Consider the following 16,472-nt stretch of genomic DNA (forward strand, 5'->3'; position numbering starts at 1 on the left):
GAGCAGATTTTTATGCTCTTTTCAATTTCCTGTTAAAAACAAGAGCAATCGCTGCACCGATTCCTCCAAATCCTGGAATTGGGAAACTTGGGGCAGAATCTCCGTTTTCTCCAGTATCATCCTGCGTGCTTTTCAGTTCTGTTTCTTCATATCCATTCATCTGCCTGAGTTTTTGGTAATCGATGTTGAGTTTCCTGCTCACAAGGTATGTTGGATATCTTCCGCCGTCGATGTCAGCTCCTAGGGCTTCATAAATGATGGCAGAACCATCTTCTGACCAGTAAATCTCATAAATAGCTGCCCTGTCCCAGTCCATGGGTGTATCCTTTGTGCTCTCCTTGTAGAAGGGAAGCAATTCCCTGTGGAGCAAGGTGTTGTTGTGGACTGAGCAAATGTCAATGACATACTGGCCGTTTCTGCAATCCTCTGAGAATACTATCCTTGGTGCGGCGTACATTTTACTGTCAGGAGAAAATGCAACAGCGTAGTAGCCCATTGTAATTATATTCTTGATGTTCGTCTCGGTCTGCCCTATGGTGTTGTTTATGACAAAATCCTCAACCCCCACGCCGTTGGTAGAATCCAATGCTTTCTTGTAAACGCTATAATTGCCATCCGGACTGGTGGTTGTCCGTGGTGTCAGTCTGTAATGCAGACCTATTTGGGAGTGTTCTCCATCTTCGCTGTACACAACTATCTGATGAGCTTCAATGCTGTCCGGATTCGTGTATGAATTTGAGTAAAAAAGATTTTCGTTGATATTTTCATCGATACTGATGACCGGGCTGGCTGTGGAAGAAGATGTCTGGATGAAAAGTATTAATAGGCTAATCAGTAGTAACTTGTATTTCATTTGCATTACTCACATTTTTGTTTAATAAATATGCATTTGAAATACAGTTAAAACATATATCTTAAAAAGATAACGATTTTATTCTAAACATCACCATCCGTTATTTCCCTGCTTCTTCCGGCCAATGAGGCAGTTCCAGGTGTTACCCACAAGATCAAGCCTGTTGGTGCGTTTAAGGCCTTCATAGACGAGATTATAGTTTGCTTGCTCTTTATAATGCAGCATGGCTCTCTGGATACTCTTTTCTTTTTGAGAAGTAGCTACGTAGACTTTCTTTCCGCTGAAGGGATCTATCCCTGTGTGAAACATGCATGTTGCAGAGGTCATGGGTGTGGGCGTGAAGTCCTGTACCTGTTTGGTGTACCGGCCGGTATCTCTGATGTATTCTGCAGTCTCGACCATATCCTTAAGGGTGCATCCCGGATGGCCTGACATGAGGAAAGCCACAAGGTATTGGTCTTTGCCAATTTTCTTGTTTATTTTCCGGTACTTCTGCTCGAATTTCTCAAAAATTTCCCTGTCGGGCTTTTTCATCACATCGGTTACATGATCACAATAGTGTTCAGGTGCAACCTTCAATTGTCCGCTGACATGGTGGGCACACAGTTCTTCCATGTATTCTTCGTCAAGCAGTGCAAGGTCATAGCGTACGCCGTAACCGACGAATACCTTTGAGATGCCGGGCAGCTCTCTGAGCCTGCGCATTAGTTCTATGAGTTTCTTATGGCTGGTGTCAAGGGAAGGACAAGCCTTAGGATAGATGCAGGCTTTGTTCTTGCATATCCCTTTTTCTTCCCAGTTTTTGCAGTCCATTCCATACATATTGGCAGAAGGCCCTCCAAGTCCGTTGATGGTGCCTTTGAATCCTTTCATATCCCTGAAGCTTTCTGCTTCCCTGAGTATGGAATCCATGCTACGGCTGCGTATTATTCTTCCCTGGTGCAGGGCAATAGCACAGAAAGAGCATGCTCCAAAGCATCCTCTATGGGTATTAATAGAGAATTTTACCATGTCCAGGGCAGGAACTGGCTCTTTGTATGACGGGTGTGTCTCACGGGTGAACGGAAGCTCGTATACATGATCCAGCTCTTTGGTTGTCAGGGGGCGCATGGGCTTGTTCTGGACTATCACGGTTTTTGGGTGGACCTGTATGATTGCATGGCCACTTATGTGGTCCTGTTCCTGGTATACTGTCCTGAATGTTTTTGCATAGAGTTCCTTGTTCTTTGAGATTTCTGAATATGGTGCAATCTCTATGCGGTCCCTGAGAAGTTCTTCCCGGTTTGCTTTCCAGGTTTTGATATCTGTCTTCCAGACAGTTCCGTCTATATCGGTAATATCCGAAACAGGTATGCCTTTGTCCAGTCTGTCTGCGATCTCTCGTATCTGGAGTTCTCCCATGCCGTAAACAAGGATATCTGCAGGTGCATCTGCAAGGATGGATTGGCGTACCTTGTCAGACCAGTAATCATATTGTGCAAAGCGACGCAGGGATGCTTCAATGCCGCCGATGATCCGGGGAACATCGGGATACGCTTCTCTCAGACGATTGGAGTAGACAAGGGTTGCCCTGTTTGGACGCAGCCCTGACTTATTTCCCGGAGAGTATGCATCATCGTGTCTTAATCGCTTTGACGGGGTGTAATTACTGACCATTGAGTCCGTATTTCCTGCACTGATGGCGAAAAACAGGCGTGGCTTTCCAAGCTTTTTGAAGTCTTCTACATCGTCCCACTTGGGTTGTGCAATAATACCTACTCTATAGCCTGCATCTTCCAGTACCCTGCCTATGATGCTGATTCCAAAACCGGGATGGTCAACATAGGCATCGCCAGTGACGATTATAATATCGAGTTCATCCCAGCCCTTTCTTTTTGCTTCTTCAAGGCTCATTGGGAGAAACTTCAAAGAATCAGTTTTATTGCCTTTTTTATTCTTTTTATGTTTCATGATGCGTCCTTAGAGTATGCTTCTGGACATGTTCAGAGATAAATCAATTTGTCTGTTTACATCATTTGAAGTGACTTCTCCATGCCCCGGGTAAAGTGTCTTGACATCAAGCTTCACCAATTTACTGATGGATTCGGTTAATTCAGAGGAGTTTCCTCCTTGAAAATCCGTACGTCCAATGTTTCCGTTGGGGAACACTGTATCTCCTGAAAAGAGGCTTTTAGTTTGTGCTTCATACAGGCAGATCCCTCCGGGAGTGTGTCCGGGGGTGTGAATGACTTCAAGTTCCTCGTCATCTCCTATGGGTATTCTGTCTCTCTCTTCAAGTAACATGTCAGGTTCAATGGATGGTGCCCGGTGTCCGAACATGGCGGAAGCGCTCATGTTGTCATTTTTCAGAAAAGGCTCATCTTTTTTGTGAATTGCTATCTTTGCACCACTCAGACGTGCAATCTCCTGTGCCGATGCCGTATGATCATAATGGCAATGTGTGAGTATGATAAGTTCAAGATCTTTTATCTCTATGCTTTCTTCGATTGCTGCAATTAGACCTTCAGTACTCATTCCTGTGTCGATGAGAATTTTTCCATTGATGAGATATGAGTTGGCATCGTAAAGACCGATGTTGAAATGTTTGACCTGCATGTTTATTCTCCTTTAAAAGGAATAGATTTAGAGCCCAAATGCCCTGCGGGTATTTTGCATTGTCGCCATGGCTACTTCAGCTTCATCAGCTTCATTGAGCTGTGCTATCACCGGGACGGAATCACATACAAATGCCGGCTCGTTCCGGCCTTTTCTTGGTGAAAGGTAGGGGCTATCAGTTTCAATAAGCATATTTTCAAGAGGCAGGTTCTGTGCTATTTTCTTGTGGTGTTCTGAAAAGCAAACCAGAGTTGGGACCGATATGTAGTGTCCTGAGTCAACTATTTTTTCCATAGTCTCAAGTGAGCCACCAAAGCAATGGAAGACTACTTTGTTCAGTTCCTTGCTCAATTCAAGTGCAAGTTCCTCTCCATCTCTGCCATGTATCACCAGGGTCTTGTTGTACCTGTCTGCAATTTCGATGACCTGTTTGAATACAGCTTCCTGCCGTTTTCTTCCGGCATCCGTCTTACAATAATAAAAATCAAGCCCTGCTTCCCCGATTCCAACGGCTTTGTCTATGTTGCGTTCCATCTGTGAGAGTATTTGTTTTATTTTCCCGTCATTAGAATTGGGTACCATTTGGGGACTGAGTCCGAGGGTTGCATGGATAAAATCGTATTTTTTGGCCAGTTCAAGGGAGTCTGCATTTGTTTTGTAGTCTATGCCGGAGTTAATCATTTCAATTACACCGTTTGCTCTGGCCCTCTCTATTGTCTCATGCCGGTCTTTGTTGAATTTTGAAAAATCGAGATGACAATGGGAATCTATCACTTCATAACTCATATGCATTCAATTCTGGTCCTGGTATTTAGGTATGACCTGTTTTATGAATTGGTTCAAAGAAAAGTGTTTCGAAAATGAACGAAAATAAAAAAAGAAGTAAAGAACCGTGAAATCACGGTCCTATACTTGCTTACTCTGTGTTCTGAAGTTTCTTCTTTTCCAGAAGTATGTTGATGGCAGCGATTAGGGCATCCACGGATGCGGTAGCAATATCTGCACTGGCTGATTGTGCACTGACGATGCGACCTTTTTCATCCTCTACGGATATGGTCACTTCTGCAAGGGCATCACTTCCGCCGGTTATGGCCTCAAGGCTGAAATCACGTACTTTGACCTTGGTATATCCACCAATCATTTCTTCTACAGCTTTGAGGGTAGCGTCTATCGGTCCTACTCCAAAGTTAGAAGCAACAGCTTCCTCATCACCTATCTTTGCTCTGACAACGGCTGTTGGTGTTGTGAGGTTCCCTGTCATTACGGAGAATTCCTTCAGCATGATGGTTTCATGACCAAGGTTTCTGCCAAGGACTGCTGATGCAACCGCATGCAGGTCCGCATCACAAATACGCTTTCCCTTGTTAGCGATATCCTTTATTCTGGAAAGAATCTCCTCGAGTTGCTCATCAGTTGTCTCGAATCCCATCTCATCAAGTGATTTCTTGACAGCGTGCCTGCCGGCGTGCTTCCCTACAACAATGCGGCGCTTGTGACCTACCATTTCGGGGGTCATTATGCCGGGTTCAAATGTGTCAGCATTTTCAAGAACTCCATGTGTGTGAATGCCTGACTCGTGGGCAAAAGCGTTGTCGCCAACTATTGGTGTATTGGGTGGAATGTGGATACCTGTATAGTTCTCAACCATCTTTGAGGTTTCAAGCAGGTATTCTGTTTTTATGTTGGTTTTTGCACCGTAGATTGAATGGAGGCCCATTACCACTTCTGCGAGATTTGCATTGCCTGCACGCTCTCCTATTCCGTTTACGGTGCATTGGACCTGGCTGGCACCTGCTTCAACGGACATAAGGCTGTTAGCTACTGCAATTCCAAAGTCATTATGGCAATGTACATCGATGGGGATGTTCACTTCATTGTGTATTCCCTTGATGAGGTTATACATTCTTGATGGCGACATCACGCCTACAGTGTCAGGAACATTGATTATGTCGCAGCCTGCGCCTTCAACAGCTTTGAAGATATTCATGAGGTAATCTTCATCTGTTCTTGTTGCATCCATTGCGGAAAACATGCATTTCACGCCATGTTCCTTTACTCGTTCCACAGCATCTACTGCCATTTTCAGGATTTCTTCTCTGCTCTTCCTGATGGTGTGTATCCTCTGGATGTCAGATGTTGATACAAAAGTGTGTACCATATCTACTCCTGAATCTATGCATGCGTCCAGATCTTTTGGGAGGACGCGGGCAAGACCACAGACATCAAGGCTGAGGCCTTCGCTGGCAATAGCTCTTACATTCTGCTTTTCTCCCGGTGAAGATATCGGGAAACCGGCTTCGATAACATCTACGCCGAGTTTGTCCAGCTGTCGTGCAATTTTGAGTTTTTGCTCGTTTGTAAGAGATACGCCAGGTGTTTGTTCACCATCGCGCAGTGTAGTGTCAAAAATAGTCTTGCGTTTGTTTACAATTGGTTCATCGCTGTAAAAAGCGATCCCTCAGTTCGACAGTTGAATTCATATTAATCAGTTCCGGCTTGTATTTTATGCTATAAAGCACTTCCGTATATTTCTCAATTATTCTTGTCATGTGGTGAGTAGGAATTACTGATTTCTCCGCAATCCTTATATATCAGCATTGACTTGTAAGGGTGCTCTCACTGAGCCCAATGATGCGGGTAACGCATCAGGAAAATTCGCTTTGTGAGAACAAATTGATGAAGTACTAATTTCATTTCATCAGGCAGGTGTTACAAAGGTTCCTTCTTTGCTTTCGAATCTCTTGATTCGGAAGGTATATATACGATTGCAGTCTTTTAGGGGTCCTCGCGAAATGCGAGAAACACTTACAATCACCGCCTTATTATGTGGAGGCAGGAGTTATTTCCTGTCTGACGTTGGATTTGGCAGTTCGGTTAATTCTGACCGGTAGTGTATTATATACTACAATAAGGAATTAACCAAACTATGTGCATAGGAAATTCTCTCAAATAGAATTCTCCAATCGATTCCTTAAAATGACTTCCAAAACTTTGTGTGTGATCAACAATTCTGGTTGATCCTGCCAGAGGTTACTGCTATCGGTGTGCGATTAAGCCATGCGAGTCAAATGTTCTTCGTGAACATGGCGTACTGCTCAGTAACACGTGGATAACCTGCCCTAAGGTCCGGCATAACCCCGGGAAACTGGGGATAATTCCGGATAAATCATAGATACTGGAATGTTCTGTGGTTAAAAGCTCCGGTGCCTTAGGATGGATCTGCGGCCTATCAGGTAGTAGTGGGTGTAATGTACCTACTAGCCGACGACGGGTACGGGTTGTGAGAGCAAGAGCCCGGAGATGGATTCTGAGACATGAATCCAGGCCCTACGGGGCGCAGCAGGCGCGAAATCTTTACAATGCGGGAAACCGCGATAAGGGGACACCGAGTGCCAGCATATTATGTTGGCTGTCCATATGTATAAATAACATGTGATAGCAAGGGCCGGGCAAGACCGGTGCCAGCCGCCGCGGTAACACCGGCGGCCCGAGTGGTAATCACTATTATTGGGTCTAAAGGGTCCGTAGCCGGTTTGATCAGTCTTCCGGGAAATCTGACAGCTTAACTGTTAGGCTTCTGGGGGATACTGTCAGACTTGGAACCGGGAGAGGTAAGAGGTACTACAGGGGTAGGAGTGAAATCTTGTAATCCTTGTGGGACCACCAGTGGCGAAGGCGTCTTACCAGAACGGGTTCGACGGTGAGGGACGAAAGCTGGGGGCACGAACCGGATTAGATACCCGGGTAGTCCCAGCCGTAAACGATGCTCGCTAGGTGTCTGGGATGGTGCGACCGTTTCAGGTGCCGCAGGGAAGCCGTGAAGCGAGCCACCTGGGAAGTACGGCCGCAAGGCTGAAACTTAAAGGAATTGGCGGGGGAGCACTACAACGGGTGGAGCCTGCGGTTTAATTGGACTCAACGCCGGAAAACTCACCTGGGGCGACAGCAATATGTAGGTCAGGCTGAAGGTCTTACCTGAATCGCTGAGAGGAGGTGCATGGCCGTCGTCAGTTCGTACTGTGAAGCATCCTGTTAAGTCAGGCAACGAGCGAGACCCGTGCCCACTGTTGCCAGCATATCCTTCGGGATGATGGGTACTCTGTGGGGACCGCCGCTGCTAAAGCGGAGGAAGGTGCGGGCTACGGTAGGTCAGTATGCCCCGAATCTCCAGGGCTACACGCGGGCTACAATGACCGGGACAATGGGCTCCTACCCCGAAAGGGGTTGGTAATCTCATAAACCCGGCCTTAGTTCGGATCGAGGGCTGCAACTCGCCCTCGTGAAGCTGGAATCCGTAGTAATCGCGTTTCAATATAGCGCGGTGAATACGTCCCTGCTCCTTGCACACACCGCCCGTCAAACCACCCGAGTGAGGTATGGGTGAGGGCACGGATTTTGTGCCGTGTTCGAACCTAAATTTCGCAAGGGGGGTTAAGTCGTAACAAGGTAGCCGTAGGGGAATCTGCGGCTGGATCACCTCCTAAGCAAGATAGGCACAAAGTCTATCACCACTAACCGGTCAGAAATCGAATAACTGTCAAATCCATCAAACAAGCGGGACGCTCAAGGGCTTGTAGATCAGTTGGAAGATCGTCGCCTTTGCAAGGCGAAGGCCCTGGGTTCGAATCCCAGCAAGTCCATTTAAGTGCACCAGGCAAGTAATTTTGCCCGGGAAGGATGAAGTGTTCAACAACCCCATGTTGAACATAATGAGATCATGTATAAGCATGCATATATCAGACGCTCACTGGATAAAGTGAGGTGGACTCTGGTAATTATGCTTTCAGGTGGATGGCTCGGCTCAAGGGCTGATGAGGGACGTGCCAAGCTGCGATAAGCTCAGGGTAGGTGCATGGAACCGATGAACCTGAGATTTCCTAATGGGTCTTCCTAATGCGTTTTGCGCATTGATCAGTAATGATCGGGAACGCCCCGAACTGAAACATCTTAGTAGGGGCAGGAAAAGAAATCGAAGAGATGCCGTTAGTAATGGCGAATGAACACGGTAAAGTTCAAACTGAATCCCACTGGTAACATGTGGGAGATGTGGTGTTATAGGCTTTTCCTAAAGATCCCACTTGATTATAATCAAACTTTTCTGGAACGTTAGACCAAAGAGTGTGAAAGTCACGTAGGTATTAATCAAAGGATCTGGGATGTAGCCTGAGTAGCGTGGGTCGGAATTCTCGCGCGAATTTGGGAGGCACCAACTTCCAAAACTAAATACTTCTTGAGACCGATAGCGAACTAGTAGGGTGACCGAAAACTGAAAAGTACCCCAAAAAGGGAGGTTAAAAGTGCCTGAAACCTGGAAGCGATGGAGCGATATGGCATGAAAGGATCTTTGACACGAAGGAAACAGTCGCGAGGCTGCAGTACGAGTGTCATTGCCGATGTCATATCTTACGTTTTGAAGAACGGGCCAGGGAGTGTATCAAAATGGCGATGGCTAACTTTTTACTTAGGAAGCCGAAGCGAAAGCAACATGCTCGCAACCGCAAGGTGAGGAGCGGCGTATACAAGTGCGTGGAGTCATTATGATACGACCCGAAGCCGGGTGATCTAGGCGTGGGCAGGTTGAAGCGTGGCGAAAGCTACGTGGAGGACCGCAAGCGGTATTGATCTGCAAATCATTCGTGTGACCTGCGTCTCGGAGTGAAAGGCTAATCTAACCCGGCATCAGCTGGTTCCTTCCGAAACATGTCGTAGCATGACCTGACTGGAGATAGTCGGTGGGGTAGAGCACTGATTGGAGATCCTGGGGAAGAAATTCCTCACTCTCTTGTCAAACTCCAAAACCACCGTCGTCATAGAAAGTCGGAGTCCGGACTACCGGGGTAAGCTTGTAGTCCGTAAGGGAGACAACCCAGCCCGTGGTTAAGGTCCCCAAGTGTCGACTAAGTGTTAATACTAAAGGGCGTCCTAAGCCCTAGACAGCTGGAAGGTTAGCTTAGAAGCAGCTATCCTTTAAAGAGTGCGTAACAGCCCACCAGTCGAGGTTTAGGGCCCCGAAAATGGACGGGGCTCAAGTCGACCACCGATACCACGGAGCACCGAAAGGTGATCTTGTAGGAAGGCGTTGCGTTCGGGCAGAAGCAGGGCTGTGAAGTCCTGTGGACCGTGCGGAAACGAAAATCCTGGTAATAGTAGCAGCATAGATAGGTGAGAATCCTATCCGCCGAAGGGGCTAGGTTTCCTCGGCAATGATCGTCAGCCGAGGGTTAGTCGGTCCTAAGTTGTACCGTAATCCGAGTACATCAAAAGGGAAACAGGTTAATATTCCTGTACCATCTGACATTAAAACCGACGTTTTTGGGCAGGTTGAGCGGCGTCGTCGCGCCGTCTAAGCACCTAAATCTGTGGAGAGCCGTAATGGCGAGAAGCAGACGAATGTGTTATGGTGAAAATCAACTGCACCCGGGAACCCGTGAAAAGGGAGTCAGATGTCCGTACCGAGAACTGACACAGGTGCCCCTAGCTGAAAAGGCTAAGGCGTGTCGGAATATTTTGGCTAAGGGAATTCGGCAAATTAGCTCCGTAACTTCGGGAGAAGGAGTGCCTGCTGTGAAGACAGCAGGTCGCAGTGACAAGAGAGCTCTAACTGTCTAATATCAACATAGGAGATCGCAAACCTGAAAAGGCTAGTACGATCTCTGAATCCTGCTCAGTGCAGGTACCTGAAAACCCGGTTCAACGGGACGAAGGGCCTGTAAACAGCGGGGGTAACTATGACCCTCTTAAGGTAGCGTAGTACCTTGTCGCTTAATTGGCGACTTGCATGAATGGATCAATGAGAGCTCTACTGTCCCTAGCCAGAGTCCGGTGAAGCTTACTTTCTAGTGCACAGTCTAGAGACCTCTAGGGGGAAGTGAAGACCCCGTAGAGCTTTACTGCAGCCTGTCGTTGGGTTGTGATCTTGGATGTACAGTGTAGGTAGGAGACATCGAAGTCGGTGCGCCAGCATCGATGGAGTCGCCATTGGGACACTACCCTTCTGAGATTACGATCCTAACTCCGCGAGGAGGACCCCGATAGGTAGGCAGTTTGCCTGGGGCGGGACGCCCTTGAAAAGATATCAAGGGCGCACAAAGGTTGACTCAAGTGGGTCGGAAACCCACTGAAGAGTGCAAGAGCATAAGTCAGCCTGACGTTATTCAGCACAGTAGTGGATGACGAGACGAAAGTCGGTTCTAGCGAACTTTTGTGTCCCGCTTGGTGCGGGCCAAAAATGACAGAAAAGTTACCTCGGGGATAATTGAGTTGTTGCCGGCAAGAGCACATATCGACCCGGCAGCTTGCTACTTCGATGTCGGTTCTTTCCATCCTGGCCGTGCAGCAGCGGCCAAGGGTGAGGTTGTTCGCCTATTAAAGGAGATCGTGAGCTGGGTTTAGACCGTCGTGAGACAGGTCGGTTACTATCTACTAGAGGTGTACGTGGTCTGAGGGTAAGCTACCTTTAGTACGAGAGGAACAGGGTAGCGGCGCCTCTGGTGTATCGGTTGTCTGACAAGGCATCGCCGAGCAGCTACGCGCTAAGGAATAAGAGCTGAATGCATCTAAGCTCGAAATCTGACCTGAAAAGAGACTGCATTAAGGGTTCCGATAGAAGATCGGTTTGATAGGGTCGGGATGTAAGCACCAAGGCAACGAGGTGTTCAGTCCGCGGCTACTAACCATCCGTGCCTATCTACCTTACTTTGTCCAGGCGAAATCTGATATGTACATGCAAATTATACAAGATCAAAAGGTAAAGTATTTAACATAATGGTCCCAATAATTTATCGCTCAAAACGCCAAGGTGGCGGAGCGGCTACGCAATCGCCTGCAGAGCGATTCCATTCCGGTTCGAATCCGGACCTTGGCTTTACCTATAAAAAAAATTCATCGTAAGTGAGTCTGGCGGCCATAGCGGCAGGGCAATTCCTGTACCCTTTCCGAACACAGAAGATAAGTCTGCCAGCGTTCCATATTGTACTGAAGTACGCGAGTCTTCGGGAACTATGGATCGCTGCCAACTCACTCAACACTAACTACTACTTTCTTTTTTCTAAATTGATTTTAACACAAACTAATCTATTTGTTATTCTGATACTATTGATTCTTACAATCTTTTATTGTTATTTTGATTGTGCATGCATATGGTGATGGGAATCATTGACCCTGATTTAGTCTGGAATCAAATGTAATATGTATCCCATAATTTAATATGAAAAAAAGCAATTCTAAAGTAACATGGAACCATCCTTCATAAAAGGGTGTTAATCATGGGGACGAAAAAGATTATTTTTGTTTATAATGCGGACAGTGGAATTTTTAATTCGATAGAGGATTATGTTCATAAGATCGCTTCACCATCCACATATGATTGCAATCTTTGTGGTCTTACATATGGCAACGTGGGCATGAAAAGTGGCTGGAAGCAATTTGTTTCAGGACTGAAATTTCCGGTAGAATTTCTACACAAGGACGAATTCCTTGAAAAATATGACATTGAAAATGTTTCATTTCCATGTGCTTATATTGAATCAGACAATGAGGTCGAGCTTCTGATAAGTTCTGATGAGATGAACTCTCTTGATGAACTTGATGACTTAATGTCACTGGTATCTCTGAAAATGGCAGATATTCCTGATTGAATTTGGTTAGCAATATGAAAAACTCGTTTTCGATCAGGTCTTTTTTGAGTTTGGTCCGATTTGAAAATGCATTGTTTGGTGCCCTTACTATATTCTTATCAGGAATTTTATCATCTGATATCTCAGGACATATTTTTGAATATGGTCTAGCATCAATATCTGTTGTTTTTCTTGGTATGGGTTTCTTTGCTGTAAATGATTACTTCGATTTTGAGATTGACAGGGCAAACTGTAGGACTGACAGGCCTATTGCACAGGGTAAAATAAAGAGAAAAACTGCTCTATATGTGGGTGTGGCAAGTCTCATTCTTTCTTTTTTAGTGTCCCTGGGGCTTAATCAAATTGTTTCTTTACTATTGATCTTCAATGCAGTTCTTTTTTTTGCTTATAGTTATTATTTGAAAAAGATATTTTTAGTCAAAAATATCATAATGGCCTACGGTTTTCTTTCCATGATCCTTGTTGGAACGCTAGTATCAGACTATGTAATAGAGGCATTGATTTTCTACTATGCAATAATGGGTTTCATCGTTGGACTGGCTTTTGAGATAATGATTGACATCAGGGATATGGAAGGTGACAGGGAATTTGGTGTACAAACCCTTCCATTGAGGACGTCATCAGGATTTGCAGCTTCAGTTTTTGTTATCCTGTATGTATTGGTTATGATACTCGACCCACTTCCGTATTTTGTGAATATAGATTCTCTTCTTTATCATGACTTTTTCTTCCTGATTTTGATTATGATTCCTGTGATCTTCTACATCTTTATTTCAAAATCCCTTCTTAGGGACATGTCAAAAAGTAATGTTGGAAGGTTAAGAGAAAGAACTATCAATGTGATGCAGCTTGGTTCACTTGCATATCTGTTTGGCTATCTTTTGTAATTATTATGTAACTATTCAGCCTAGCTCACTTCCACCAAGCTGATTTCTTCATCCACGATCAATTCTGCAACTTTGGAACAAATGAATTGTCATAAAATATTGCACTAATTGCATCGATAACAGATTCAGAATTCTTATTAACAGTAGACACGTATCCTCTTATACGGCAGAAATTTTTTGCACCCTGTTCACTGCGGAAAGTACCTGATATCTCTTTCAGCCTGATTGTTATCAAACGGAACGTTTTGGTCGTACATAAATCGCAAGATATCCTCTTTATGGCCAATAAACCTATCCAGCAAATTCTTTACCGTGGTCTGCTTCTTACGTCCTCGTTTTTTAGACCGCACATTTGATTCCGGATCAGGAGGATTTTCATTCACTCCTAAACAAGTTATGTGATCATAATCCTCACTGAACCTTTGAATTAGCTCAGTATCTAAAAGATCATTATCAACATGATGTTTAATGCATATCAAGAGATCACTCATTATCTTTGGCCACTGTTGATCCCTGTTTTCGGAAGCTCCAGTTAACTCTCGTAATAAATGTGCATTACATAATGAATGTTGACATTCATATTTGTTGTACGGTTTCCAAAAATCATGTGTTGCAACACCAGTGTAACCTGGTAATATGCCCATAGCATCCATTGCTTCTGAGCCCCTTTTGCGATGTGCAAAATAATAGGTCAGTTTGTCTGTACCTGCCACATGAAGCCAATTACGAACTGCATTTATTCTCATTCCTGTTTCATCCAGATTGATGACAGGAGATTCTTTCAGGAGATGTTTCACTGTATTTTCAAAAGCTCCAAGCTTCTCAAAACAACTACGTTCCGTGTTCACCAAAGTAGCAGGACTTATCTTGCATCCCAAAATATCAGAGAACAACTTGGTAACACGCTGATAAGGAAGTAATTGGTAAGTGTGCAAATAAACTGCAAATGACTTAACTCGATGACCGTATTGAGTCGGCTGAGTTACACCATCTGGAAAAAGAGCTTTGTTTACATGAGAACATTTGGGACATGTTTTAATCTCGCAACGATGTTCAATGCAATTGATAGTTATAGGAGGAATGTCAAAGACCTGTCTTCTTTCATAGTCAGAGGGAACAGAAGCTAACGATCTCCCACAATTGACGCATTGATTAACAGGATGAACAATAACTTCATCCGGATCATCATTTATTCTTAATGTAGTACCAGGATGACCGTTTTGACCACCTACATGCTTATTGGTCTTTTTTCTTTGACTTTTAACGGTTGGTTTATTCCGTGCATAAGAATCAGTAGAAGGTGGTTTGCTACTGTTGCGACTATTCTTTTCAAGCATTTCTTCCAAATGCCTGACACGCTCTTCAAGTTGTGCAATTTGGAGAGATTGATGTTCAATTATCCCAAGTAATCGAGTTACAAGTTCTACTACTGCTTCTGGACCAGCTTCATAAACTGCAAGTATTTCTTCGCGGTCTATACAAATCCCCTCAGATTGATAGACGTTTTTTATGATATTTTACTGAATATTTTTTAACACATAGAATGAAGCCATAGTATATTGTTTTTTGCATCATTAAAACAGTCAGGCTGAATAGTTACATTATTAGTAACTATTCAGCCTACCACAATTAGCCTATTGATACTGATTTAATCAAAACGGAGATGTTTGCTCACTAACAACCTAAGAATCAAAAAAGCAATCAATGACAACAATCAAAATTAATGATCCTAATAAAATGTAGGTCTCAACTTTTTGTCAAGATTGCTATTGATAGTGTTTTTATCAGGCTGAATAGTTACCATTATTATAATCTCAAATCATGGACGCATTGTCATTAAAAAAAAGCTTAACATGAAAAACCATTGTTTTTATTCATCTGTAATGTATTGGTATAATTATATACTCAAAAGCACCTATATAGCATAAGATAATTAAAATGATTGTTTCTCTCTTGTTCAATAAATGAGGCTCTATAGACCTCATTTAAATTTTTTGCTGTTATTTATTATTTTATTTAAATAGGTTCAACCATCCCTGAACAAGTATTATCAAAACAACAATAGGCAATATGTATCTTGCATATGGACTGACCCATTCCGGTATTTTCTTCCCCATTCCGGTATTTGCCTCTTCTATGAAATTATTCCATCCCCATCCGATTTTTAGCGTGCAGAACATCACTATTGAGAGAGCTCCAATTGGGAGAATATTATTACTGAAGATAAAATCCTCAAGATCCAGTATTCCACTACCAGGTCCGAAAGGTTGTATACTACTTAGTGGACCGAAGCTAAGTGCACATGGCAAAGAAAGAATAAAGATTCCAATAGCATTAACAAAAGCTGCTTTTTTGCGTGTCCATCCCCATTCATCAATTGTGAATGCCATTATATTCTCAAAAATAGCTATAACCGTTGACATTGCAGCAAAGGAAAGGAACACAAAGAAAAGAACACCCCAGATAAGTCCTCCAACCATCTGGTTAAATATATTGGGCAGGGTCATAAAAATGAGTTCAGGCCCAGAGCCAGCATCTATTCCAAAAGCAAAAGCTGCAGGGAATATCACAAGTCCTGCAAGCAGGGCAATGGAAGTATCCAGTGCAACTACATTGATTGATTCTCCGACAAGTGAACGCTCCTTTCCAATGTAACTTCCAAATATTGCCATTCCTCCTGCACCTGCGCTTAATGTGAAGAATGCCTGTCCCATGGCTGCATAAACAGCCTCTCTTCCTATCAGACTGAAATCAGGTTTCAGATAGAAGTCAATTCCTGCAGATGCTCCCGGAAGAGTTACAGATTTAAAGACAAGGATCAGTAAAATTAGAATCATTCCTGCCATGAGATTTTTACTAACCTTCTCAGCTCCATTCTGAAGTCCTTTTGAACAAACCCAGAAACCAATGAATACGACAAGAGCCATCAAGAATACTATTTCTAAAGTGTTACTGAGGAATGTCACAAAAAAGTTACCTACTTCTTGTGGCTCAAGTCCGCTAAAACTTCCGGTGAGTGAATAATATATGTATGCAAGTCCCCAGCCTGCCACAGTAGTGTAAAACATAACGAGCAGAACATTTCCTATAATGCCCATATATCCGAATATATGCCATTTGCTGCCCGCAGGCTCCAGTTTTCTCATAGCACCTGCAATGTTCAGTTTCCCTGCTCTACCTATGGAATATTCCATAAGCAGAATGGGAAATCCCAGCAGAACGAGAAACGCAAGGTAAATAAGGACAAAAGCAGCTCCTCCATATTTCCCTGTAATATATGGAAAGCGCCATATGTTGCCAAGACCGATGGCACATCCTGCTGATAATAACAGAAATCCTATTCTGCTGGCCAGTTGCTCTCTTTCTTCGTTGGCTTTTTTTTCTTTTGTCATTGATGCTAGCTCGTATTTGTATGTTGGTATTATAATATTAATATGGATTATTACTTATATTTGTTCTTCATCCTGCTTTTGTATCACTTAATATATCAGAGTTCTATCG

The 16,472-nt window shown here is 44.0% G+C and carries 8 protein-coding genes, 2 tRNA genes, 3 rRNA genes and 1 pseudogene; 7 read left to right on the forward strand and 7 right to left on the reverse strand.

All coding sequences use genetic code 11. The features are described from left to right. Positions 1-10 precede the first annotated feature (10 nt). From V7O67_RS02075 to V7O67_RS02095, 5 genes are all read right to left on the reverse strand, one after another. Positions 11-853, reverse strand: a complete 843-nt coding sequence (locus tag V7O67_RS02075; protein ID WP_406670688.1) for a hypothetical protein — start codon at positions 851-853, stop codon at positions 11-13. A 90-nt stretch (positions 854-943) separates the two neighbouring features. Further along, positions 944-2,746, reverse strand: coding sequence for a YgiQ family radical SAM protein (locus tag V7O67_RS02080; RefSeq protein ID WP_406670689.1), 1,803 nt, complete (start codon positions 2,744-2,746; stop codon positions 944-946). Between the two features lie 66 nt (positions 2,747-2,812). Then, positions 2,813-3,448: an MBL fold metallo-hydrolase gene (locus tag V7O67_RS02085; RefSeq protein ID WP_406656073.1), complete on the reverse strand. Its 636-nt coding sequence runs from the start codon at positions 3,446-3,448 to the stop codon at positions 2,813-2,815. Positions 3,449-3,475: 27 nt separating this feature from the next. Further along, complete coding sequence (locus V7O67_RS02090; protein ID WP_406656074.1) at positions 3,476-4,234, reverse strand: TatD family hydrolase; 759 nt, start codon at positions 4,232-4,234, stop codon at positions 3,476-3,478. A 130-nt stretch (positions 4,235-4,364) separates the two neighbouring features. Further along, the gene (locus tag V7O67_RS02095) at positions 4,365-5,903 is read right to left on the reverse strand and encodes a 2-isopropylmalate synthase (protein WP_406658280.1); all 1,539 of its coding nucleotides are present in this window, start codon (positions 5,901-5,903) and stop codon (positions 4,365-4,367) included. Positions 5,904-6,455: 552 nt separating this feature from the next. On the opposite strand from V7O67_RS02095, the gene V7O67_RS02100 reads away from it, so the two are divergent. From V7O67_RS02100 to V7O67_RS02130, 7 genes are all read left to right on the forward strand, one after another. Next, a 16S ribosomal RNA gene (locus V7O67_RS02100) occupies positions 6,456-7,930 on the forward strand. Between the two features lie 85 nt (positions 7,931-8,015). Next, positions 8,016-8,088: transfer RNA gene (locus tag V7O67_RS02105), tRNA-Ala, on the forward strand. Between the two features lie 125 nt (positions 8,089-8,213). Next, positions 8,214-11,141: ribosomal RNA gene (locus tag V7O67_RS02110) — 23S ribosomal RNA — on the forward strand. Between the two features lie 99 nt (positions 11,142-11,240). After that, a tRNA-Cys gene (locus tag V7O67_RS02115) sits at positions 11,241-11,312 on the forward strand. Positions 11,313-11,343: 31 nt separating this feature from the next. Next, positions 11,344-11,465 (forward strand): 5S ribosomal RNA (rrf, locus tag V7O67_RS02120). The 16S, 23S and 5S rRNA genes sit together here with 2 tRNA genes alongside, the layout of an rRNA operon. Before the next feature lie 247 nt (positions 11,466-11,712). After that, positions 11,713-12,084, forward strand: a complete 372-nt coding sequence (locus V7O67_RS02125) for a hypothetical protein (protein ID WP_342303684.1) — start codon at positions 11,713-11,715, stop codon at positions 12,082-12,084. 50 nt (positions 12,085-12,134) lie between these two features. After that, on the forward strand, positions 12,135-12,971 hold the full coding sequence (locus V7O67_RS02130; RefSeq protein WP_406670690.1) for a UbiA family prenyltransferase: 837 nt from the start codon (positions 12,135-12,137) through the stop codon (positions 12,969-12,971). Positions 12,972-13,029: 58 nt separating this feature from the next. Here the strand turns inward: V7O67_RS02130 and tnpC are convergent. Together tnpC and V7O67_RS02140 are read right to left on the reverse strand one after the other, a co-directional pair. Then, positions 13,030-14,455 (reverse strand): annotated as a pseudogene (gene tnpC, locus V7O67_RS02135) (IS66 family transposase). A 528-nt stretch (positions 14,456-14,983) separates the two neighbouring features. Further along, positions 14,984-16,363, reverse strand: coding sequence for a sodium-dependent transporter (locus V7O67_RS02140; RefSeq protein ID WP_342303682.1), 1,380 nt, complete (start codon positions 16,361-16,363; stop codon positions 14,984-14,986). Between the last annotated feature and the right edge of the window lie 109 nt (positions 16,364-16,472).

The organism is Methanolobus sp. ZRKC4 (genome assembly GCF_045291305.1).
GTDB lineage: Archaea > Halobacteriota > Methanosarcinia > Methanosarcinales > Methanosarcinaceae > Methanolobus.

Coding starts and splice junctions, on each gene's coding strand:
- V7O67_RS02080 (WP_406670689.1), bottom strand. CDS start 2,746: ATGAGCCTTGAAGAAGCAAAAAGAAAGGGCTGGGATGAACTCGATATT.
- V7O67_RS02075 (WP_406670688.1), bottom strand. CDS start 853: ATGAAATACAAGTTACTACTGATTAGCCTATTAATACTTTTCATCCAG.
- V7O67_RS02140 (WP_342303682.1), bottom strand. CDS start 16,363: ATGACAAAAGAAAAAAAAGCCAACGAAGAAAGAGAGCAACTGGCCAGC.
- V7O67_RS02090 (WP_406656074.1), bottom strand. CDS start 4,234: ATGAGTTATGAAGTGATAGATTCCCATTGTCATCTCGATTTTTCAAAA.
- V7O67_RS02125 (WP_342303684.1), top strand. CDS start 11,713: ATGGGGACGAAAAAGATTATTTTTGTTTATAATGCGGACAGTGGAATT.
- V7O67_RS02085 (WP_406656073.1), bottom strand. CDS start 3,448: ATGCAGGTCAAACATTTCAACATCGGTCTTTACGATGCCAACTCATAT.